Below are 23145 nucleotides of genomic sequence, written 5' to 3' on the forward strand. Positions count from 1 at the left end.
AACGTTCCCGACGTCACAAAGGTCACAGTGATTGTCCCCTGATCGCAAGCGGCTCTACACCGGAATGCAAAGCGCGTTGGGAACGAGCAGATTGTCGTAAACGCAGCGCCGTTGCTTGAGCTTGAGGCCCTCGTCGGAACGCCGAAACACGTCGTGATAGGTTCCGACCTGGTGAATGGTCGCGTCAGGGCGATCGAACAGGACCTGCAGGACGATATAGTTCGCCCGGGCCTTGATGTTTCCGTGCTCATCTTCGCCGAGCAGCTGCAAATTGCTGATCAAGTGACGAAGGTACCGCGGCGCAAACATGGCGGTCTTCTCCAGCGCGAACGCCCGATCGCGAATCATGCCCCTATTCTCGCAATAGATGAGACCGACCGGATGGCCGCGATCTTCATTCTCGCGCGACAAAACGACATAGCTGGCGTCCGGCGTGAACATCTCGCTCCAGTCCGAGAGCCGCTGCTGGTCGAGGGCGGCCGCATATTCGCAGTTGAACTGCTCGATTGCGCTCCGAAGCAGCAGCTGGTGAATTTGTGCCGTGTAGGTGGGATCGGTGGCCAACATCTGAATAGCCCGCATCTCTCGTTAGAGTTCCATCGCGCTGCGCCAATGCTGATACATCGCGCGTATCGACGCCTCGGAGATCAAGGTGTTTGCGGTGCCGATGACCCCGGGGTCCAGTTCGACCACATGTTGGCCATCGGGGACCGCAAGCATGCCGTCCTGCACGAACTTGATGGCTTCATTGTCTTCGAGGCCAAGGAAGCCTGCCGGCCCCATCAGATTGCCTTGCCGCAACCGATGACGGGTCATTTCCTCATCGTCACCCTCGAAGCCGAACATGGTCCACTTCATGATGAACTCGTTCGGTCCCGTCGGGACGATCTGCCGAACGCCCAGGGTGTTCATCTCCCGTTGCACGATGAGATTGGGCCAGATCGTCGTCATGGTCACCGACCAGGGACTGTCGAACTCATTGACGAAATCCATGAAGCGCGGCTCCTCGAGCTGCATGCCTTCCTTGTAGGCGCGCATCTCCTTCTTGGTGTTGTCGTCGAGCTTGCTGACGTCCGACTTTGCCGACGCCATCACGCCATGCCGGCCGGAGGGGTCGGCGATCATGGACGACTTGTTGCCGGCCACCAGCAGGCCGAACGTCACCAGAAACGTGTGCAGCAGCGTTGCGTGATACGGGTCCTTGAGGTTCTCGTGATAGAGCTTCCAGTTTCCCGGAAGACTGTGGCGATAGTGACCGAGCACCTTGGGCTTCCGCCCGTCGAAGGTCGCCTCGAACTCGCGCAGAATCTCCGGTCCAAGATATTCGGCCAACGGCTCCATGTCGTCGCAGTACGACGCGAACACCACACCACGATGGGTCGTGACTTTCAGCTGCCTCAGCCCATGGTCTGCATTCTTGAAATCGCGCGGCATTCCGCCCTTGCCGTCGACCCCCCGGCGGAACGGCACCCCCGCCAGATTGCCCTTCAGGTCGTAGGACCACTGATGATAGGGACAGACGAACTCCTTGGCGTTGCCGCTCAGTTCGCGACAGAACTCGGCCGCGCGATGAGCACAGCGATTCTCGAAGACGTTGATCGAACCGTCCTCGGCGCGCGATACGACGACGGGCGTCGGTCCCACATTCGACCGGATGAAATCGCCAATTTCGGGAATCTCGCTCTCCAGCGCGACGTAATTCCATGTTCGCCCGTGAAAGATCTTTTCGACTTCGCGCCGGTAGATGTCGTTGTCCGTGTAGACCCAATCAGGCACCCTGGTGAGTCCCTCGGATGGCCAGACGAATTGCTTCGACGTCGTCGTCACCGACCTCTCGTTCACCACCTGGGTATTCTCCTCTTTGCCGTCACTCGTGAGCAGAGCAGCGGAAACCTTGGCGATATCGAACATGTCAGGGTTTTCGAGCTCCTTGCGCGCCTGCCGTATCGCGGCGGGATTGGAAAACGCGACCACGCTGGTAAGCCGTCCGGTGTCCGGATCAATCGTGCGGTAGACGGCGCCGGGTTCGCCATCGCGACCTGTGAGCGCGACCTTGTCGCCCGGTGACGAGACCCCGAGTATCTGAATGTTCAGGCCGAACTGGTCGGTCCAGAACCAGGGAGCCTGCGCATCCGTGTTCGGCGGCGCCCCGGCGATCGATTGTCCCGCGGCTGCACCTTGCTGCTCCGCATTGTGCCAACTCTCAAAACGGCGGGAGCGCCCCCTGACCGGACGGCAATGCAGCGCGCAGTCGCCCGCTGCCCAGATTCCCGCGATGCTGGTCCTTTGCTCGGCGTCGACAACGATCCCGCCATCCACCGCGCAGCCGGCCGCGGCTGCCAGTTCCGTCTCGGGGGCCAACCCGACACCGACGCAGATGGTATCTGTAGCGAAGGCGCCGGTGGAGGTATTGACCACCAGACCCTCACCGTCGTGGCGGATATCCTGAACCTGCACGCCCCGCAAAACGGTAACCCCATGGCGCTCGGCAAGAGAACGAAAACTCCGCCCCAACGATGGAGGCAGCACGCGGGCCATCAGTTCGGTTTCGCGTTCGAGGAGGACGGTGGCGACCCCGAGCGTCGCAGCGACCGAAGCAAGTTCAAGACCAATGAAGCCGCCGCCGACGATGACGAGACGCTTCGCGCCTGCAAGCGATTGCCTGATGTAGTTGGCATCCTCGATCGTGCGCAGATAGTGCACTCCCGGCAGATCGGCGCCAGCAATGGAAAGCCGCCGCGGAACGCCGCCGGTCGCCAGCAGAAGCGCATCATATCGAAGCTCGGTCCCGTTACTCAGGAATGCGATCCTGGCGGCCGGATCGATCCGGGCAACGGAGCACCCGAGATGGGTCTTCACGTCGAGAGAACCAACATCGGCCTCAGCCAGACGCCGGCAGGATTCGATCGCCGCTTTTCCAAGCAGAATATCCTTTGAAAGCGGTGGACGTTCGTACGGCAGATGCTCCTCTTTGCCGACGAGATTGATCGTGCCGGTGAAACCACTGGCCCGCATGCTGCGAATCGCCACTGCAGCCGCCTGACCGGCGCCCACAACGACGACCGCCCCGCGGGACGGCGCCCCCCTGTGGGTGTAGGCCTCCGCCTGATCCTTCGGCGCAGCCTTCTTGTTTCCATCGAGATCGACAAATACCTCGCCATCCCTGACCTTGACCGCATAGGTCTCGAGGTCCTGCGTGACCGGCGAGCACAGCGCCTTTCCCGATCTGATATCAAAGATGCCCTGGTGCAGCGGACACTCGATCGTGCCGCCGTCGACGAATCCATCGGCAAGAAAGGCGAGCGCGTGCGTGCATATGCCGTGCGTGGCGAACACTTCGCCATCAAGCAGATAGAGCGCAACCGGCTTGCCGTCGATCTCGACGCGCGCGACTCCGCCGGGCTTCAACTGGTTCACAGCAATTGCTTTTCGCCACGCCATCCCGCACCTCGGAACCGTCTCTGGATTTTAGTCAGTATACATCTCTTTATAGAGGATGCAAGGAGAGATCAGCTCTTCCAAGTCAGGCGCAGAAAATCGGCATTTTTGCTTTGTTTTACCGCGTGAATATTCAATCAACCGACGGAGAAAATCGCCACTATGTGGCGTGCATATAAAGAGCTATACTGATTATGTAGGCCTAGCCAACGGAGACCAACGCCCGAGCGTCTTGACCGCAGCCGGGGTTACCGCACCGAGCTATATGCGCTCGTCATTCGTGGGGTAGGTTCGCGCTCGGTGCCATCAACTTGACAGCGAGCGGCGCCTCCTCGGCTACGTCAGGCGTGCGTTCGCCATCGAAGCCCAAATTCGATAGACCGGCATCCAGCGTTCAACTGCCGAAGTCAGTTGCGCGCGTCGCGCCGCAAAAATTGTGCAATCGGCGTCAAAGCATCGATCGACGGCAAACCTGTGCGCGCCTCACCGTATGATGACCAGGGATAGGGGATCGCCGAAAGCCATTGCAGGACAGGCGCCTGATAGCTCGCTGGCAGCACACACATGAACTCAATCTTGATCAGCAGCCGCTTGACGCGACCGTCTCCGGCTGCATCAAAATCCCAGGTGTACTCACCGCAACCGACACGTACGTCACCATCGGACTTGTTTGACATCCCCACCAGCCAGTCGCATTGAAAGCGCGGGAGGCGATTGAACTCGGGGCGCGACAGGCAGAAGGTGCGCACATTCTCATACTGCAATCCAAAGTTCCGCACGAGAACATCGGTCACGCTCTCCAATCCATGAGCGGAGCTTGGAAACGAGATCGCTTCGGTCAGGAGCTCCATCTGAAGCTCACACTCCTGTACGAATGCACGCTTCATGAGCTGGGGCCGGTTTCGGTCCTTTGCCTCGATGTACGTGCTGATCGCCTCGGCCGCCGTGATCGATTGGGACTGACTCAAGCATTCTCTCCAGAGTTGCGCGACCAGATGCCAGGTGATGCCGCAGGAAACAGCAAGGTAGGCATCGCTAAGCCGTGCGTCACGATACATCGCAAGCTTGATGCTGTAACCCTTACAGCTCCGCGAAGACGATTGCGATCAGCCTACCGGAAATACCGAGCACCGATCTGCTTGAATAGCAATGCCGACAGGCGCCCCCATGGGCCAGCGCAGAACGGCCTGCTCCCCCGGGGATCGCACCAGCAACCGATCCCCGCCGCCTCCGGAGCACTCGATCTGAAGATCAACGTGGCCACCCTGGTAGATCTGGGCAACAACGCTCCCCTTGATCGCGCACGGCTCCTCGGGCGCCACAATACTGAACTGCTCGGGGCGGACGTAGAGGTCAACCGCCGCAGACTTCTCCAGCCCGGACAGGCTCTCGCCCGGCACCTTCACCAGGGCATCGCCGAGTGCGACGATCGCTTGCTTCGCGTGCACACTCACAAGCTGGCCGCGCAGCCTGTTGTTGTCGCCGACAAAGCTGGCCACGAATGGGTCCGCCGGGCTGCGATAGACGTCGACAGGGCTTCCGAGTTGCCTGATACGCCCCTCGGACATGACAGCCACGCGGTCGGACATGCTCAAGGCTTCGCCTTGGTCATGTGTCACGAAGATCGTGGTCAGACCCAGCTTGCGCTGAATTTCCCGCAGCTCCACCTGCATCGAGGTCCGCAGGCTCTTGTCCAGCGCCGAGAACGGCTCGTCGAGCAGCAGGACGGTCGGATTGATGACGAGTGCGCGCGCAAGCGCAACGCGCTGCTGCTGGCCGCCGGACAATTGCCGGGGCTTGCGGTTCTCCATGCCCTTCAGCTTGACCAGCTCCAGGGCATCGGCGACGCGCTTGTCCCGCTCAGCCCTGGGGACCCGTCGCGTCTTCAGGCCGTAGGCGACGTTTTCCGCCACGCTCATGTGCGGAAACAGCGCGTAGTTCTGAAACATCATGCCGATGCCGCGCTGGTAGGTCGGAATGTCATTCACGCGCTTGCCTTCGATTGAAATCGAACCGCCATCCGGCCCCAGAAAGCCCGCGGCCAGCTTGAGCAGCGTTGTCTTGCCGCATCCGGATGGACCAAGCAGCGTCACGAACTCGCCGCGGCCAACGCCGAGCGTAACGGCGCTCAGGGCCACGACATCATCAAATCGCTTGGTCACGGCGTCGAAATGGACCGCCGTTTGTTCACCTTCAGCACTCGCAGACGGCTTCAAGATCCGTGCCCCCTAGTGAGACTGCTCGATATTGAGAACCTTGCCGAGACCCAGGAACGCATTGGCAAAGGCGATCAAGGCGGCGGTGCCGACGATGTACATGACCGACAATGCCGCCATCGACGGATCGGCGAACTCGCGTACGTAATTGTACATCGCGACGGGAAGCGTTTGGGTACGCTGCGAAGTCACGAACAGCGAGGCCGTGAACTCGTTGAATGAGAGGATCGCCGCGAACAGCCAGCCGCTGACCAGCCCAGGCAGCAGCAGCGGCAGGGTGACGGTGGTCAGGACGCGAAGCGGTCCGGCGCCGAGGCTCGCTGCAGCGTGTTCGTAACTCTGATCGAGATTCCTCAGCGACACATACACACTGCGCAGCACGAACGGCAGCACCAGGATGACGTGGCAGATGACGACGACCGCAAAACCACGGCTCAGGCCGACTTGCGCCGCGAGGATGAGAAAGCCGAGCCCTACCGTGAAGTGCGGAATCACCAAAGGCGAGATGAGGATTCCCTCGATGGCGGACTTGAGCGGAAACTTGTAGCGGTCGATGACAAACGCAAACATGCCGCCAACACACAGCGCGATCGTCGAGCTCCAGGTCGTGACGATCAGGCCGTTGAGGAACCCTTGCCGGAAGTCTTCATAGGCGAGGGCTCGACCGAACCATCGCCACGACCAGGTCTGCGGCGGAAACGACAGGATCGGCTTGTCGTTGAACGCGGCGATCGTCACGACCGCCGCAGGCAAGACGAGAAAGGCGACGATGGCGAGCACCGTCAGTAGCCCGACCCAGCCGAGCACTCTTTGGTAGGTCGAGCGCGGCATCATCAATGCACCTCGATCTTCTGAAGCGGGCGGGAGGCGAGCTGAAGAAAGCCCAGCACCAGGGCCGTCAAAGCCAGCCCGGCCACACACAATGTCGCGGCGAACGGGAAGTTGAAGCTCGAGAACCCAAGCTGGTAGACCAGATTGGAGATCATATTGACGCGACCGCCGCCGATCAGCTGCGGCGTGGCGAATGCCGAGAACGTCCAGGCGAATGCCGTCGTGGTGCCGGCGACCACGCCGGGCAAGGACAGCGGCAATGTCACGGTCAGGAACACGCGAATGGGACCGGCTCCCAGGCTTTCAGCCGCTCGGGAATAGTCGCGGTCGATATGGGATAATCCGGCAGCCAGCATGATGACCATGACCGGCAGCGTGACGTGGACAAGAGCAACCACAACGCCGAATGGCGTGAACATCAGCTGGAGCGGCTTGCCGATGAGGCCGAGCGACATCAGCAACGAATTGATGAAGCCGTTGTTGCCAAGGACGATGATCCACGCATAGGTGCGAACGACCTCGCCCAGAAACAGCGGCGTCACGACAATCACGAGGAGAATGGAGCGCAGGATCGGTTGTTCGACACGCACAAGCGCATAAGCCAGCGGATACCCGACGATCAACGTCACGACCGCGGTCATCGCACACACGACGACGGTATCGAGAAACACGCGCGCGTAGAGCGGCTTGAGAAGGTCGGCGAAATTCGCCAGCGTGAACCCGCCGGGATCCAGCGATCCCGGCACGTAGGCCCTGAGGCTGTACTGCAGAACCGCAACCATCGCCGCGACGAATCCGACGGCACACAACGTCGCCGGCGCCGTGAAGATGCGCAGAAATGGCTGCTGATTCATGATGCGAGGCCGATCTGGCAACGGATCAGTTCATGATGTTTTCGGCGAACCATTTGCGCCATTCCGCCGTCTTGTTGGCGCGCAGCTTGGCGTCGATGTTGATCTGCTGCTTCCATTGCTCCGCCGACGTGAAGACGCCCGGAAGCTTGGCGATTTCAGGATCGATCTTCGCGTTGAGGACCGCCGGGCTCCCCTTCTTCTGCTTCGAGATCTCGGCCTGGATGTCGGGGTCGTAGAGCGCGTTGATGAACTTGTATGCGAGGTCAACCTTCTTTGACCCCTTCATGACCGCGACGGTGTCGATTCCCAGCACCGCGCCCTCTTTCGGCATCGCGAGCGTGATCGGAATGCCCTGCCCGATCATGTAGTAGGCGTTCATCGAAAGCACGATCTGCACCGGCGTCTCGCCGCTCGCGAGCAGTTGCTGGCTGTTGGCGTCATTGGTGTAGAACGCCTTGAAGTTTGGCTTGAGCGCCTTGAGCTTCTCCTCGCCCTTTTCCCAGTGGGCCGGGTCGGCGCCGGCAAGAATGGCGGAGACCGCAATGATGTGGCCGGGATCGAAATCCGGCGCGGCAAGCTTGTCTTTCAGCTCCGGTTTCCAGAGGTCATTCCAGCTCTCGAACTTGGTGTCCTTGATCAGATCGGGGCGGTAGCCGATCGTGTAGACATAGGCCCAGGCGCCGAGGTGGTAGGGACTGATCCGCGCCTCGTCCGCGAGATTCTTCGCATTGGGGATCTTCGAGGTATCGATCGTCTCGAACAACCCGTCATTGGCATAGAGCCACCCGACATGCGACGTCGTGAACGTCACGTCGCTTTCGGGATTTCCCTTGGCGAGCTTTTCCTTGTTCAGCCGATCGATAGTGCCGCCGGTGATGAATTCGACTGGGACGCCGGTTTCGGCGGTGAATTTCCTGGCAACCGTCTCGGCCACCAGATCACGCCAGCTGCCGCCCCAGATACTGACAACGAGCTTGTCTTGTGCGTGAGCCGGCAACGCAATCAGAACAGCGATCAATACAGACCAAAGGCGAAGCATAGGTGCAGTCTCCCTCCAGCGACGAAATGCAGTGGCCGGCTCCAGCTGCAATCCTCAGTCATGAAATTAAACTTATCATCTGCTTAATAGTACCTTTTATCAGGCACCTCATCGGCCTGCAATAGGTTTGTCTTATCGACAATAGTACCTTTTGCGATTAGCCTGCGTCGCACGTTGGTTGAAATCACGGAGGCAGTCGATGACGACATCGGCGGAATCTCTAGAGGCCCATCGGCCGTCTGCCGTTCTCAATACGCTCAAGCGTCTTGGTTTCGGCACCGTCGTCTCCGTCCCCGACAGCTGGCTGGGCGAAATCCTTATTCGCATCGACCAGGAGCCGGGCATGACGCTGGTGCGCGCAACCCATGAAGAGGAAGCGCTCGCAATCGCTTGTGGAAGCCGGCTCGGTGGCGTTCGCACCGCCCTGCTCGTGCAGAATGCCGGCGTCCTCAGCATGGGCGCGGGCATGGTGTCGCTCGCGCAGCGTTATCAATTTCCGCTTCTGATGCTGGTGTCCTACCGGGGCACGCCCGATGATCCGGTGTTCTATCATGTGCCGAAGGGCCGAGCGACAGAGCCGGTCTTCCGCGGCATCGGCCTCGCCCATGCCTGCACCGATCGATACCGTCCGATCGGTCCCCAGGTCGAACATGCCGCAACCTATGCGGAAGAAGCTTCGTGTCCGTTTGCCCTGCTGATGGGTCGGGAGGATATCCAGTGGTGACCAATGCACGACCGACCCGGGCGGATCACTACAGGGCGCTTGCCGGCAGTCTGCCTCCCCGCGCGCTCGTCGTGACGTCGCTCGGCAATGCTTCGTATTTGTGGGCATCGCTGCACCACGCGCCGGAGAGCTTCTACTTCGAAGACGCCATGGGACTGACACTCCCCCTGGCGCTGGGCCTCGCCATCGCTCAACCGGACCGTCCGGTCATTGCGGTCGAAGGCGATGGCGCCCTGCTCATGCATATGGGTGCGCTCGTTACGATTGGCGCGATGAACCCGTCAAATCTCACCATCCTCCTGATCCAGAACGGTGTTCACGCAGCTTCGGGCGGCCAAGCCTTGACCAACGCCACGCTCGATCTGGCACAGCTGGCGCGCGCCTCGGGAATCAAGCACGCCGAGAACCTGAATGCGCCGAGCGTACTCGCCGCCCGCATCGCCGCGGCGGAAAAGCGAGACGGCGTCGGAGTCCTGGTTCTGGCGACGGAGCCCGACATCGAAGTCGTGCGGCCGCCGATTTCGCTCGATCCGGTCGCGACAAAACATCGCTTCATGGCTGCGATTGAGGCGCCACGTTACATCCCGACAATGTTCGGCGGCGGGATGCTCGAGCAACCCTAGCCGACCAGCATTTGCATTGTGCAAATCCATGCCGGTCCGCTTCGTTGCGGATGCGGACCGCTTTTTTTAGTCACTCCGACATACCGCTAGGCTTTCGGACCACGCTGCGATCTTAGGCACGGGACGTCGAAATTTTGAACTTGTCGGTCGTTCGTCACATAGTACGATGTGTAGGACCATGGACGGTGGCTCGCTCGATCTTGATGAGGACGACGACAACGATGCATCGCAACCACGACGCCCTGCGGATCGATGTGGCCGCGTCGATTTCCGTCGGCATGCCCGTTATTCACTTCAATGATGGCGGCTCCCCGGTCCAGACGAATGAGTTTGGTGAGACAGCGGCTACGGGTCAACCGCAACACGGCGAGCCTCGAATGCCGGTGTCTCAGGCCTTGCTGATGTGGATTTGCTCGTCATCCGGTGAGGCATGGCCTTCTCTCGAGCTCATCCTGGGCCGCACTCTGTCGACGCGGAACCCGGTCGGATCCGGCGCTTCATAGGCCATCTGCTTCCGGCTTAACCAGCCGCTAGGCTCTGGCACAGGCGAGCACCATCCGCCGCCAGCCCTACATCGCCTTGACGATGTTCTCGGTGACCTTCTTGGCGTCGCCGAGCAGCATCATGGTGTTGTCGCGGTAGAACAGCGGATTGTCGATGCCGGCATAGCCCGAGGCCAGCGAGCGCTTGATGAACATCACGGTGCCGGCCTTCCAGACCTGCAGGACCGGCATGCCGTAGATCGGCGAGGTCTTGTCCTCTTCCGCCGCCGGGTTGGTGACGTCGTTGGCGCCGATCACAAACGCGATGTCGGCCTGGGCGAACTCCGAGTTGATGTCCTCGAGCTCGAACACCTCGTCGTAGGGCACGTTGGCTTCGGCCAGCAGCACGTTCATGTGGCCGGGCATGCGGCCCGCCACCGGGTGAATGGCGTACTTCACCTCGACGCCTTCCTTCTTCAGGATGTCGCCCATCTCGCGCAGCGCGTGCTGGGCCTGCGCCACCGCCATGCCGTAGCCGGGCACGATGATGACCTTGGAGGCGTTCTTCATGATGAAGGCGGCATCGTCCGCCGAGCCGAGCTTGGCGGGTTTCTGCTCGCCCGAGCCGCCGCCGGCCGCCGCGGTCTCGCCGCCGAAGCCGCCGAGGATCACCGAGATGAACGAGCGGTTCATCGCGTGGCACATGATGTAGGACAGGATCGCACCCGACGAGCCGACCAGCGCGCCGGTGATGATCAGCGCCGAGTTGCCGAGCGTGAAGCCGATGCCGGCCGCGGCCCAGCCCGAGTACGAGTTCAGCATCGAGATCACGACCGGCATGTCGGCGCCGCCGATCGGGATGATCATCAAGACGCCGAGCGCCAGCGCGATGATCGTGATCAGCCAGAAGTCGAGCGCGCTGCCCGACATCACGAGGCCGACGATGAAGAACACCAGCGCCAGCGCCAGTGCGATGTTGATGACGTGGCGGAACGGCAGGATGATCGGCGCGCCGCTCATCCGCGCCGACAGCTTCAGGAACGCGATCACCGAGCCGGTGAAGGTCAGGGCGCCGATCGCAACGCCGAGCGACATCTCGACCAGGCTCTGCGGATGGATGTTGCCGGGCGTGCCGATGTCGAACGCCTCGGGCGCATAGAACGCGCCGGCGGCGACCAGCACCGCGGCCATGCCGACCAGCGAGTGGAACGCAGCGACGAGCTCCGGCATCGAAGTCATCGGCACCCGGCGCGCGATCACGGCACCGACGCCGCCGCCGATCGCGACCGCGAGGATCACCAGCAGCCAGGCCACGCCGTCGGCCGGCGGATGGCTCGCCAGCGTGGTGCCGACCGCGATCGCCATGCCGATCATGCCGAACATGTTGCCCTGGCGCGACGATGCCGGGCTCGACAGGCCGCGCAGCGACAGGATGAACAGCACCCCCGCCACGAGGTACAGAACAGCAGCCAGATTGGCGTTCATCTCAGGTCCCCCTTTGTCTTCGTCACCCCGAGGTGCACGCCGCTCACTTGGCTTTCTTCTTGTACATCGCCAGCATGCGCTGGGTGACCAGGAAGCCGCCGAAGATGTTCACGCAGGCGAAGATCAGCGCCACGAAGCCGAAGCCGCGGGCCCAGCCCGAGCCGCTCGACACCATGCCGACCCCGACCGCGAGCAGCGCGCCGACCACGATCACCGAGGAGATCGCGTTGGTCACGCTCATCAGCGGGGTGTGCAGCGCGGGGGTCACCGACCACACCACGAAGTAGCCGACGAACACGGCAAGAACGAAGATCGACAGCCGGAACACGAACGGATCGACGGCCTGCGCGAGATGCTCCATGGCTTCTCTCCTTACTTCGGCTGGAAGTTGGGATGGATGACGGCGCCGTCCTTGGTCAGCGCGGTGGCCTTCACCAGCTCGTCGTCCCAATTGACCGCGAGCGCCTTGCTGGCCTTGTCGACCATGGTCTCGATGAACGAGAACAGGTTGCGCGCGTAGAGGCTGGAGGCCGAGGCGGCGACGCGGCCGGCGACGTTGGTGTAGCCGACGATCTTGATGCCGTCGGTCTCGACCACCTCGCCGGGCCTCGCCCCCTCGACATTGCCGCCGCGCTCGACCGCGAGATCGACCAGCACCGAGCCCGGCTTCATCGACTTCACCATCTCGCCGCTGACGAGCTTCGGCGCCGGACGGCCCGGGATCAGCGCGGTGGTGATCACGATGTCCTGCTTCTTGATGTGCTCGGCGGTCAGCGCGGCCTGCTTGGCCTGGTACTCCTTGGACATTTCCTTGGCGTAGCCGCCGGCGGTCTGGGCGTTCTTGAACTCCTCGTCCTCGACCGCGAGGAACTTTGCGCCCAAGCTCTCCACCTGCTCCTTGGTGGCGGGGCGCACGTCGGTCGCGGTGACAATGGCGCCGAGACGGCGCGCGGTCGCGATCGCCTGCAGGCCGGCGACGCCGACCCCCATCACGAACACCTTGGCGGCCGGAATGGTGCCGGCGGCGGTCATCATCATCGGGAAGGCCCGGCCGAACGCTTCGGCGCCCTCGATCACCGCGCGGTAGCCGGCCAGATTGGCCTGCGAGGACAGCACGTCCATCACCTGGGCGCGGGTGATGCGCGGCATCAGCTCCATCGCGAAGGCGGACATGCCGGCATCGGCCATCGTCTTCAGCGCGGCCTCGTTGCCGTAGGGGTCCATGATCGCGATGACAAGCGCACCGCGCTTGTACTTCGCAAGCTCCGAGGCCTCGGGCCGCTTCACCTTGATGATGATGTCGGCATCCCTGAGCGCATCGGCGCTGACGATGGCGCCGGCGGCCGTGAGCTCCGAATCGGGCAGGCCCGACTTGACGCCCGCGCCCGGCTCGACCGCGACCTCGGCACCCAGCGCCTTGAACTTCTTGATGGTATCGGGCGAGACCGCAACCCGCGGCTCGGACGCATCGATTTCCTTGGCAACGGCGATCTTCACACTCACAGCACCACTCTTTGAGAACCCAACGAGGTCATTTACCAAATCGGCGACGCGAGCACGGCATTGCCCAGAGGATCGTCCTCGATCCAGGGTAACCGCCTGCGTCGCAGAATTTTTCGGCTTGCCAACGCCGACGCATCAATCGCGCGGCGTCTCGAGCCCAAAGGAGACAATTCCGCCGGATTCGAAATAGGCGCATCGTTGCGCGAACTTGACGATCTCAGCGCGAGCCTTGCGATCCCGCACCCTCATGAAAGACGCGAGGAGTGCCAGGCATTCGTCGGAATGCACCTCGCCCTTCGCTCGCGCCGCATCCTCCATGAGGGCCGCATCATCCTTGCTCACGTCTCGTCATCCACCCAAGTAAGCGGATCGCACATGCTCATCGTCGATGAGATCTTTGCCGCTGCCGGAAAGAACGATCGAACCGGTCTCCAAAAGGTAGGCGTAGTCGCACATCTCGAGCGCCGAGTAGGCGTTCTGTTCGACCATCAGGACCGTCGTCCCGGATTTCCTGATGCTATCGATGATCGAGAACACCTGTTCGACGATGTTGGGCGCCAGGCCGAGTGATGGCTCGTCGAACATCATGAGCCTGGGCTTGGACATGATCGCGCGGCCGATCGCCAGCATCTGCTGCTCACCGCCGGATAGCGTCCCGGCAACCTGATGCCGGCGCTCGGCCAACCGCGGAAACATCCCGAATATCCGCTCCCGATCCGCCGCGATCTCCCGACGGTCGGTCCGCAGATACGCGCCCATGTCGAGATTCTCGTCGACGGTCATGTCAGGAAATACTCGTCGCCCCTCGGGGCAATGTGCGATTCCCTTGCCCAGGATCTCCCGCGCCGAGCACTTCGTAATGTCGTGCCCATCGAACGTAATCCGTCCGGCGGCCGAAGGCAGGATGCCCGAGATCGCCCGCAACGTCGTGCTTTTGCCGGCACCGTTCGCTCCGATCAGCGCGACCAGCTGCCCCTGCCCGATCGACAAGGTGACGCCCTTGAGGGCTTCGACCTTGCCATACCGGCAAACAAGACCGTTAATGTGCAGCATGCCGGCTGGCTCCTTCACCCAGATAGGCACGAATGACCTCGGGATTGCCGCGGATCGCCGCGGGCGGCCCTTCGGCGATGATGCGGCCGTAGTTGAGCACGACGATGCGATCGGAAACGCCCATGACCATGGGCACATCGTGTTCCACCAGCAATATCGACATACCGCGGCCGTGCAGCTTGTTGAGCAGCTCCATGAACCGGGCGGTTTCCGTCGCGTTCATGCCCGACACCGGCTCATCCAGCAGAAGCATCGACGGGTCGGTCGCGAGGGCAAGGGCAACGCCGAGCAGGCGCTGGTCGCCGTAAGACAGCGACCCGGCGAGTTCGTCGGCACGGCGCGCGATCCCGACGGTCTCGAGCAGTTCGTGCGCAAGGCTCCTCAACTCCGCCTCCGCCCGCCCTTCGCGCGGCAGCGCCAGCAGCGTATCCAGCAGCGTCGACCGGCTGCGTCGATGCAAGCCGATCATCACGTTCTCGAAGACGGTCACGCTCTGGAACACGCTGGTACGCTGAAAGGTCCGCGCCAGGCCGAGCGAGGTGACTTCATGCGGCTTGAGGTTGCTGAGCGAGGTATTCTTATAGCGCACCTCGCCCTTGGTCGGCCGCAGAAAGCCGGTGATGACGTTGAAGGCCGTCGTCTTGCCGGCGCCGTTCGGTCCGATCAGGCTGACGATTTCACCCTGGTTGACGACGAAGCTCATGTCGGTGATCGCAATCAGTCCACCGAAATGCACGGCGATATGCTCAACGGACAGAACCGGCTGCGAAGCGTTGGAGGGCATGGTGCTCATGGCGTGTCGTGCATCTTGGCTTGGAGAGGCTCCGGATCAACGCTGGTATTCGGCGCGGAGAACCACTTCTCGACGGCGGGGACAATTCCCTTCGGCAACACGAAGACGATGATGATCATCAGCAGGCCATAAAGAATCCACTGAATCTCGGGGGTGGCGAAAGATCGAGCGGCGACGGGAATGAAGCCGAAGATGAGACCGCCAACGATGGGTCCCGCAAGGGTCCCCTTGCCGCCCGAGATCACCATGATCACCATCGTGACCGTGTAAAGGAACGCAAACACGTCAGGGTCGATGATCTTGAGGTAATGTGCGTAGAGGCTGCCGGCGGCCCCCGCGATGCCGGCCGAAAAGATCGCGGCCAGCACCAAATAGCGGGTCACGTCGATCCCGACCGAGACTGCGAGCGACTCGTTCTCCTTGAGCGCGATCATTGCGCGCCCGACGCGGGAGTAAACCAGACGCTGGATGACGATGTAGGACACCACAAGGACGGCAAGCACGAGATAGTAGTTGGATTGCTTGCTGTAGAAGTCGAGATAGCCGACTCCCGGGAATCCCAGCGTCATCGGCGGGATCGAGGTCAAGGCGAGCGGGCCTTGGGTCAACTCGACCCAGTTCAGCGCGACCAGCCGGACCACTTCCGCAAAGCTGATGGTCACGATAACGAAGTAGGCACCCCGCACCTTGAAGGACAGCTTCCCGACGGCATAGCCGCAGAGCGCTGCCACCAGTGTGCCGATCACGAACCCGGTCCAGACCGGCCAGGGCTCGTGAACCACGCGGATACCGCCGATCAACTCGACATCGAAGCCCAGCGATACCAGCGCGCTGGTGTAGGCTCCGATGCCAAAGAAGGCGACGTGACCGAGGCTCAGCTGCCCCGTGTACCCGAGCAGGAGATTGAGGCTCATCGCCGCAACAATGAGGATACCCGTCGTGATGAAGGCGTTCAGCAGATACGGATCGTGCAGCCAAAGCGGGACGGATGCGAATGCTGCGAGCGCGATATAAGGGACCAAGCGCTTCATCCGATCCGCTCCGCGCGTGCAAACAGGCCGGTCGGCTTGAAGAGGAGAACGACGATGATGATCAGAAAGCCCATGGCATCGCGGTAGCCCGACGAAACGTAGCCGGCACCAAGCTCCTCGGCCAACGCCAGCAGGAAGCCGCCGATGGTGGCCCCGCCGATGCTGCCGAGGCCGCCCAGGATGACGATGGCGAAAGCCTTCAGCGAAGCGAGATTGCCCATTTGCGGGGAAATGACGTAGACGGGCCCGAGCAGTGCACCCGCCGCTGCCGCGAGGCTCGAGCCGATCGCGAACGTCGCCATGTAGATGAACTGGATGTTGACGCCCATGAGCGAAGCAGCGTCACGATCCTGGAAGGTGGCGCGCATCGCCTTACCGAGCTTTGTGCGGTTAATCAGGAGATAGGACACGCCGATCAGGGCAAGGGCCGCGCAGAAGACGAACAGGCGCAACCAGGACACCGAAATCGAGCCAATAACGAGCGGAAGCTCCGGGAACGGTGTCGAAACCGACTTCGCGACACCACCCCAGACGAACTGCTCGCCATTCTGCATCACAATCATGGCGCCGATCATGACCAGCATGGTCGTATCGATGTCCGCGCCACGCATCGGGCGCAGCAGGACGACCTCGATCAGCGCACCGGCAAAGCAGCCGAGGACGACCGCGACGATCAGCGCAAGAAAGAAATTGAGGCCGAGCATCACGCCGACGAAATACAGCGCATAGGCCCCGAAAGAGTAAAGCTCACCGTGCGCAAAATTGACGACGCGCATGATGCCAAAGATGAGCGTAAGCCCAATGCCCAGCAGGGCGTAGGTGCTGCCCAGAATGAGCGTGTTGACGATGTGTTGCAGAAGCTCGGTCATGCTGATTTTTTCGGCCGGAAGACCGCTGATCCTCTCTTCAGAGCATGTTCAATGGGCGAGGCAATGCCAAGGCGCCACCAATTATGGTGGCGCCTTCCGCAATCGTCGAGCTCAGGAGCCCGACAGGACGATCTTTTCGTTCACGATCTTGATCAGATAGAGGTTGGGCATGCTCTGGGCCGCTTTCCTTGCCGGCCGGCCCCTGCTTCTGGAACTTGATCTGGCCATTCAGGCCGGGAAAGTCGGTCGTCCAAAGCGCATCGGTGATCGCCGCGGGCTCTGCCTTGCCGGCCCGCTGGATCGCATTGGCGATCGTGCGAATTCCGTCGTAGCCGCGGAAGCTTTCAGTCGCGCCGGCGATCGCGTAGCCACGCTTCTTCCACTCGCCGAGGAAATACTTCGTTGCCGCCGGGTCCGGGGTCTTGTCCGGATACCAGGGCGCGAAGGTCGTCAGATGCATCGAGCCGTTCGCTGCGGCGCCGGCCTGCTCGATCAGCTGATCCGGATTCTGCGAGCCGCCGGTGGTGACGATCCGCTTGGTGATGCCGAGCGCCGCGGCCTGCTTCAACACCAGGGTAAGCTGCTCGACCGCGGTCGTGACCATAATCGTGTCCGAGTCGGTTGCCTTGATCTTGGCAAGCTGTGCGCTCATGTCCTGGGCGGCCTGATCCATGATCTCGACGAGGCCGACCTGAATGTTCTGGGCCTTCATGATCTTGCCGAAGTCCTCGGCCGATCCACGGCCCCAGTCATTGTTGATGACGAGGAAGTCCGCTTTCTTGATGCCGAGCGACGGCATGATGGCCTTGAACTCGGTCGCCTCGACCGACGACGGCGGCGAGATGCGGAAGATGTAGGAATTGCCCGACGTCGTGATCTTGCTCGAGGAGGAGGTCTCAACCACCATCGGGACCTTGTATTCCATGAGCTTCGGCATCACCGCGAGCGTCAGGCTCGAGCCCCAGGCGCCCATGATCACGGGTACCCTGTCGCCGGTGATCAACTTCTCGGCGACGGCGGCAGCCTCCGTCGGATTGCTCTTGTTGTCCTCGATGACCAGCTCGATCTTGCGACCGAGCAAGCCGCCCTTGGCGTTGATTTCGTCGGCGGCAATCTTGGCGCCGTTCACGACATAGGTACCGGAGGCGGCGAACGGACCGGTGAGCGGCTCATTGACACCGATCTTGATGGTCTGTGCCGCGGCGCCCGTCGCCAGTGCGGTCGACATTGCCGCGGCAAGGGCCGCGCCCGTAATCAATCCGTGTGCTCGCTTCATCTTTCCTCCTGTGCTCGCTTGAGCCATGCCTAGGGAACGAAACACCAGTGCAGCGCGCCAGCTTATGGTTGCTGGCCATTCGTCACCGCCGGGATGATCCTATCATCCTATTCTTAGTATCTTAGAGATACTTCTAATCCGTCGTCAAGCAGGCGCCCTGCTCTATTTTTGTTTTCGCAGTGCCCTCATTTGACGCAGCCGCTCATCATTTGCGCGATTGCTTTCGCCTAGACCAATTTCGAAACTCCTTCGACGGACACGATGCCGCGCGTGCCGATCAGGCGTTCGCCAAACTCGCTTCCTTGTTGAACTCGATGGTGAGTTGGTCCCATTCGCCCAGGCTGTCCTGAATTTTGCACCAGAAGGACTGCGAGCGGCGCCGCTCGAAATCGGCAACTGAAACGCCCTGCTGCTCGACCCAGGTGTAGTAGCCGAGGTTGAAGACGGCCCGGCGCGACAGCTCCGTCAGCTCGACGACATTGTCGGAGGCGGCCCCGAGCAGGCAGGCGCCGAATATTTCGGCGGCGTTCACCTGATCAAGGCCACGCGCATAGTACTTCTCTTCGAATTGCCTGCGTTCGCTGCCGTACATGGCAGCACTGTCCGTCGCCACGGTGACGATGGCCTTTTCGGGCCCGTAATTCATCTGCTTTGCGAGCTTGATCGAGGCGATGGTGTTGGCTAGCCCGGAGATGCCGATATGGTCAAAGGCGCGCACCAGCGTGGGGTCGAGACCGCGGCGCGTCTCGAGATAATCCCGGCCCGCCGTCGAGCCAAACAGCAGATTGAGTTGGTCCGTACTTCGGTCCGAGACCCCGACAACGAAGTCGAGGTTCATGACATTGTGGATGAGCGGGATGTGCTTGTCGCCGATCCCCTGGATGTTGTGCTCGCCATAGCCGTTGTTGAGCATCGTCGGACACTCGAGCGCCTCGACGGCAACGACTTTCGAGCCCCAACGTCTCTTGAGGAAATCACCCGCGGCGATCGTTCCCGACGACCCGGTTGCCGAAACGAAGGCCGCCAGTTCGTGGTTATCGTCCTGATTGAACGCCTTGAAGGCGTCTTCCGCCGCGCGCCCCGTGCATTCATAGTGGATGAGATAGTTCGAGAACGACGAGAACTGGTTGAGAATGACGTTGCTGTCGTCCCGCCTGAGCTCCGCGCACTTGTCGTAGATCTCCTTGACGTTGCTCTCGGTGCCGGGCGTCCGGATGATGTCGGCTGGATCCGTCACCCACTTCTCGAGCCATTCGAAGCGCTCGCGGCTCATCCCTTCGGGCAAGACGGCAACGCCGCGGCAGCCGAGGATCCGTGAAACGGCGACACCGCCGCGACAGTAATTGCCGGTGGAAGGCCAGACCGCCTTCTGCTCGGACGGATCGAACCGCCCGGTCACGAGCTGCTCGATCAAGGCGGCATAGGCCGGCAGGACCTTGTGCGCGCCGATCATCGGAAAGCGATCACCGAGCAGCACGATGATCTTGGCATCGACGCCGGTGATCTCCTTTCGCAGCACGATATGGCCCGGCACCAGGTCCCTGCCCCTGCGGTTTTCCGCATTGTACCAGTGCATCCGCCAGAGGTTCGCGGCGCTCGGCTCATCCGGCCCGACCGCCGCGATGTCCTCCCATACCTTGGCCGACGGAAGCGGTGGATGCGCGAGCTGAGAGAAGGTCGGCAGCGTCAGGTTAAGTTTGCGCGCTTGCGCCGCGGCCCGCCGCCAGCCTTTCCTGTCGACAACACTCGGCTCGATTACAAACGCCATCTTCAAATATCCCTGTTGGAGAGTTCTCTGCTCTCTTGGCCTCGCCCGGGGGTCCTTTAGCACCCCGCGGATCGCATCCCCGTGCCTGCCTGCCGCTCGCGGACCGCGTCAAATGAGCGCTGACGCCGAACGTCATCCGCGACGCCGTACGTCGTCGTGCGCTGACGCGGCACACGGCCTGCAGAAATGATGATCGATTCGAGCTCCTGCGGCGTCATTTCCTGACCGTGCGACGCACCGGCTGAGCGGGAGATGCTCTCATCCATCAGCGTGCCGCCGAGGTCGTTGACGCCGGCCGAAAGGCAGTGCCGCAGCCCTTCCGCTCCCATCTTAACCCATGACGCCTGGATATTGGTGATGTGTGGATTGAGGACGAGCCGCGACACCGCATGCATCAGGACCGCCTCGCGGAAGCTTGGCCCCGGACGGGCCCGGCCCTTGAGATAGACCGGCGCTTCCATGTGGACGAACGGCAACGGCACGAGCTCGGTAAATCCGCCGGTCTCGGCCTGCAAGCGCCGCAGCCGGAGCAGATGCCGCGCCCAATGATCGTAGCGCTCGATATGGCCGAACATGATGGTGGCCGTCGACCGGAGCCCGATCGAATGCGCCGTGCGCATCACGTCGAGCCACTGCTGGGTCCTGATCTTGTCCGCGCAAAGCGTCTCACGCACCTCGTCGTCCAGGATCTCAGCAGCCGTTCCTGGCAAGGTGCCGAGGCCTGCCGCCTTCAGCTCCTGCAGGAATTCGGCGACAGAAATGCCAAGCGTGTGCGCGCCTTGATGGATCTCGAGCGGCGAGAACGCATGGAGATGCATGGCCGGGACGGCGCCCTTCACGGCCCGGCAGATATCCAGATACTTCTGCCCCGTATAGGAAGGATGGATGCCGCCCTGCATGCACACCTCGGAAGCGCCGCGGTCCCAGGCCTCGGTGACCCGCTGCGCAACTTCGGACATTTCGAGGTCGTAAGGCCGGCCGCGCAAATTCTCGCTCATCTTGCCCTTCGAAAAGGCGCAGAACTGACATTTGAAGGAGCAGATGTTTGTGTAGTTGATGTTGCGGCATACGACGTAGGACACCACGTCGCCGTTGACGCCGCTCCGCAATTCGTCGGCTGCCCGGCAAATGCTGGTAAAGTCGCTCTCGTGAGCGCGGAACAGCCTGACGATCTCGCCCTCCGAAAGCTCGTCGCCGCGCTGAGCCTTGGCAATGACGGATGTGACCTCGCCGCCATGCGCGGTGCGCGGAGCGGATTTCAGCCATCCGAGCTCGCGCGACGGAACCCCGCCGATGTGACCGGGATGCCAATCGTCTGTGCGCGGAAATCCATCCCCGTCGATGCGATCGAGGACCGACTTCAACAGCTTGTTATCGAGCCAGCGCGAGGGATAGCGCGCGAAACTCGGATAGATCGGCAACCGCTTCTCGAGCCGCTTGCCGGTTGACCGAGTTGCAGCCTCCAGCAGCCGCAGATGCGGCCATGGTGCTTCGGGATTGACGTGGTCGGGCGTGACAGGCGACACGCCGCCCCAATCGTTGATCCCTGCCGCAACGACGCGCCCCAAAGCCGCCGGGCTCAAGTTCGGCGGCGCCTGAATGTTCATCTCCGGCTCGAAGATCAAGCGGGCGACAGCGATGGTCCAGAGATGATCGTCCACGGAAGGCGCCGGCGCATCGGCCATACGCGTCCCAACCTTCGGCCGGAAGTTCTGGACGATGATCTCCTGCAGATGTCCGTGCGTATCATTCAGGTCGCGCAGCGCGAGCAATGCATCGATCCGTTCGGCCCTGGTCTCCCCGATGCCGATCAGGATTCCGGACGTGAAGGGAATGGCCAGCTCACCGGCAGTCTTGATCGTCTGAAGCCTGACGGCCGGCACCTTGTCCGGCGATCCGAAGTGGGGGCCGCCCTTCGCGCAAAGCCGATCGGAAGCGGATTCCAGCATGATCCCCTGCGAGACCGATACCTTGCGCAGCATGGCAAGATCGAGCGCGCTCATGATCCCGGGATTGACGTGAGGCAGCAGGCCGGTTTGCTCGAAGACAGCCCTGGCGACCTCGGCGAGATACGACAGCGACGATTCGTAGCCCAGCCTTGTCAGCTCCTCACGCGCGACGCGGTAGCGAAGCTCGGGCTTGTCGCCGAGCGTAAATAGCGCCTCGTGGCAGCCGGCCTCCTTGCCGGCCTTCGCGATGGCGACCGCTTCCTCGATCGAGAGATACGGCTTCACGTTCGAACGCGGCGCGTGAGCGAACGTGCAGTAGTGACAGACATCGCGGCAAAGCTGGGTGAGCGGGATGAACACCTTGGGTGAATAGGTGATGACATCGCCGTGCGCGGCATCCCTTCGGCTGGCTGCGGCCGTCAGGAGCACGCCAGTATCAGCAAGATCGATCAGCTCGTAGGCTTCGCTTCGCGACAGGCGACGGTCGAACGGGAGATTCAAGACGGACGTCATCAGAACAGCCTCACGGGAACGGGATGGTCGTCGCTGCAGAAGCGCTCGGCAATCTTGAGCTCATCAAGAAACGAACCTGTCGTTCCGAGGTTCTGCGACGAGATCAGATACGGACCAAAATCGATTGGGCAGTCGATGTCCTTGCCGATGCCATGGGACTTGAACACGCTGCAGCTCAGTTGCCGCTGCCGCGCCAGGGCACGGTGCGCGCGGAAACTCTCTTCGCCAAATCGAGGCTCCAGCATGTCCGGCGACCGCATCGCCAGAGCATTTGTGCCACCGTCGTAAAGCGCCGGCACGAGCACGATCGGCGTGTGGTCCAGCAACCGGATGACGTGCTCGAAGTCCTCCGGACGAGCGAACGGAATATCGGCAGGGACAACAAGAACCCGCCGCTCATACGGTTGGAACGCATCGAGACCGCGCCGCACTGCGGCGTTAACGCCGGTCTCGACCTCATCAAAGATCATGGCCGCGCCAAAGCGCTTGGCGATCGCGAACGCTTCCGGATCGGCGCTCACCACGGCGATGCCAGCCAGCGAGCGCGTATCGCGGAGATTTCCGAGGACATCGCACAGCATGGCTTGCGCCAGCTTTGCGCGCTCGGTCGCCACCAGGATGTCGCCCAGCCTGCTCTTTGCCTGACTGAACCGTTTGACAGGCACCAGGGCCCAGGTTTCGGAATCGTCCATCGCTTC

General features: G+C 61.9%; 20 protein-coding genes and 1 pseudogene. 2 read left to right on the top strand and 19 right to left on the bottom strand.

The features are described from left to right. Positions 1-54: 54 nt before the first annotated feature. The 7 genes from ACVIGA_RS11400 to ACVIGA_RS11430 all read right to left on the bottom strand — a co-directional run bounded on the left by ACVIGA_RS11400 (position 55) and on the right by ACVIGA_RS11430 (position 8378). Positions 55-567, bottom strand: coding sequence for an aromatic-ring-hydroxylating dioxygenase subunit beta (locus tag ACVIGA_RS11400; protein WP_456666452.1), 513 nt, complete (start codon positions 565-567; stop codon positions 55-57). A gap of 21 nt (positions 568-588) precedes the next feature. Then, positions 589-3441 (bottom strand): FAD-dependent oxidoreductase, encoded by a 2853-nt coding sequence (locus ACVIGA_RS11405; RefSeq protein WP_456666453.1) that lies wholly within the window; start codon positions 3439-3441, stop codon positions 589-591. Between the two features lie 404 nt (positions 3442-3845). Further along, positions 3846-4496 (bottom strand): hypothetical protein, encoded by a 651-nt coding sequence (locus ACVIGA_RS11410; RefSeq protein ID WP_456666454.1) that lies wholly within the window; start codon positions 4494-4496, stop codon positions 3846-3848. Positions 4497-4544: 48 nt separating this feature from the next. Further along, a complete protein-coding gene (locus tag ACVIGA_RS11415; protein WP_456666455.1) occupies positions 4545-5654 on the bottom strand; it encodes an ABC transporter ATP-binding protein in 1110 nt (369 codons plus the stop codon). A gap of 12 nt (positions 5655-5666) precedes the next feature. Continuing rightward, positions 5667-6488, bottom strand: a complete 822-nt coding sequence (locus ACVIGA_RS11420; RefSeq protein WP_456666456.1) for an ABC transporter permease — start codon at positions 6486-6488, stop codon at positions 5667-5669. Continuing rightward, entirely contained in the window at positions 6488-7339 is an 852-nt protein-coding gene (locus tag ACVIGA_RS11425) for an ABC transporter permease (protein ID WP_456666457.1), read from the bottom strand. The genes ACVIGA_RS11420 and ACVIGA_RS11425 overlap by 1 nt, the downstream gene beginning before the upstream one ends. Before the next feature lie 25 nt (positions 7340-7364). Next, the gene (locus ACVIGA_RS11430; RefSeq protein WP_456666458.1) at positions 7365-8378 is read right to left on the bottom strand and encodes an ABC transporter substrate-binding protein; all 1014 of its coding nucleotides are present in this window, start codon (positions 8376-8378) and stop codon (positions 7365-7367) included. Between the two features lie 199 nt (positions 8379-8577). On the opposite strand from ACVIGA_RS11430, the gene ACVIGA_RS11435 reads away from it, so the two are divergent. Both ACVIGA_RS11435 and ACVIGA_RS11440 read left to right on the top strand, forming a co-directional pair. Then, positions 8578-9102 (top strand): thiamine pyrophosphate-binding protein, encoded by a 525-nt coding sequence (locus tag ACVIGA_RS11435; protein WP_456666459.1) that lies wholly within the window; start codon positions 8578-8580, stop codon positions 9100-9102. Next, positions 9099-9725: a thiamine pyrophosphate-dependent enzyme gene (locus ACVIGA_RS11440; protein WP_456666460.1), complete on the top strand. Its 627-nt coding sequence runs from the start codon at positions 9099-9101 to the stop codon at positions 9723-9725. The genes ACVIGA_RS11435 and ACVIGA_RS11440 overlap by 4 nt, the downstream gene beginning before the upstream one ends. 569 nt (positions 9726-10294) lie before the next feature. On the opposite strand, the gene ACVIGA_RS11445 is transcribed toward ACVIGA_RS11440, so the two are convergent. The 12 genes and pseudogenes from ACVIGA_RS11445 to cofC form a co-directional block, all read right to left on the bottom strand. Next, entirely contained in the window at positions 10295-11692 is a 1398-nt protein-coding gene (locus tag ACVIGA_RS11445; protein WP_456666461.1) for an NAD(P)(+) transhydrogenase (Re/Si-specific) subunit beta, read from the bottom strand. 43 nt (positions 11693-11735) lie between these two features. Further along, a complete protein-coding gene (locus tag ACVIGA_RS11450; RefSeq protein ID WP_016841609.1) occupies positions 11736-12053 on the bottom strand; it encodes a proton-translocating transhydrogenase family protein in 318 nt (105 codons plus the stop codon). An 11-nt stretch (positions 12054-12064) separates the two neighbouring features. After that, entirely contained in the window at positions 12065-13189 is a 1125-nt protein-coding gene (locus ACVIGA_RS11455) for a Re/Si-specific NAD(P)(+) transhydrogenase subunit alpha (protein WP_456670786.1), read from the bottom strand. Positions 13190-13330: 141 nt separating this feature from the next. Next, a complete protein-coding gene (locus ACVIGA_RS11460) occupies positions 13331-13513 on the bottom strand; it encodes a hypothetical protein (RefSeq protein WP_456666462.1) in 183 nt (60 codons plus the stop codon). 30 nt (positions 13514-13543) lie between these two features. Continuing rightward, the gene (locus tag ACVIGA_RS11465) at positions 13544-14248 is read right to left on the bottom strand and encodes an ABC transporter ATP-binding protein (protein ID WP_456666463.1); all 705 of its coding nucleotides are present in this window, start codon (positions 14246-14248) and stop codon (positions 13544-13546) included. Continuing rightward, positions 14235-15032 carry an ABC transporter ATP-binding protein gene (locus ACVIGA_RS11470; protein WP_456670787.1) on the bottom strand — a complete coding sequence of 266 codons (798 nt, stop codon included), beginning with the start codon at positions 15030-15032 and terminating at the stop codon, positions 14235-14237. The genes ACVIGA_RS11465 and ACVIGA_RS11470 overlap by 14 nt, the downstream gene beginning before the upstream one ends. A 5-nt stretch (positions 15033-15037) precedes the next feature. Next, positions 15038-16072, bottom strand: coding sequence for a branched-chain amino acid ABC transporter permease (locus ACVIGA_RS11475; RefSeq protein ID WP_223976860.1), 1035 nt, complete (start codon positions 16070-16072; stop codon positions 15038-15040). Beyond that, positions 16069-16941, bottom strand: a complete 873-nt coding sequence (locus tag ACVIGA_RS11480; protein WP_092116278.1) for a branched-chain amino acid ABC transporter permease — start codon at positions 16939-16941, stop codon at positions 16069-16071. The genes ACVIGA_RS11475 and ACVIGA_RS11480 overlap by 4 nt, the downstream gene beginning before the upstream one ends. A gap of 111 nt (positions 16942-17052) precedes the next feature. Next, positions 17053-18217 (bottom strand): annotated as a pseudogene (locus ACVIGA_RS11485) (ABC transporter substrate-binding protein). A gap of 277 nt (positions 18218-18494) precedes the next feature. Beyond that, positions 18495-19985 (bottom strand): pyridoxal-phosphate dependent enzyme, encoded by a 1491-nt coding sequence (locus tag ACVIGA_RS11490; protein WP_456666464.1) that lies wholly within the window; start codon positions 19983-19985, stop codon positions 18495-18497. Between the two features lie 56 nt (positions 19986-20041). Continuing rightward, entirely contained in the window at positions 20042-22447 is a 2406-nt protein-coding gene (gene cofH, locus ACVIGA_RS11495; protein WP_456666465.1) for a 5-amino-6-(D-ribitylamino)uracil--L-tyrosine 4-hydroxyphenyl transferase CofH, read from the bottom strand. Next, positions 22447-23139 carry a 2-phospho-L-lactate guanylyltransferase gene (gene cofC, locus ACVIGA_RS11500; protein ID WP_456666466.1) on the bottom strand — a complete coding sequence of 231 codons (693 nt, stop codon included), beginning with the start codon at positions 23137-23139 and terminating at the stop codon, positions 22447-22449. The genes cofH and cofC overlap by 1 nt, the downstream gene beginning before the upstream one ends. Positions 23140-23145: the final 6 nt, after the last annotated feature.

The organism is Bradyrhizobium sp. USDA 3240 (assembly GCF_054063295.1).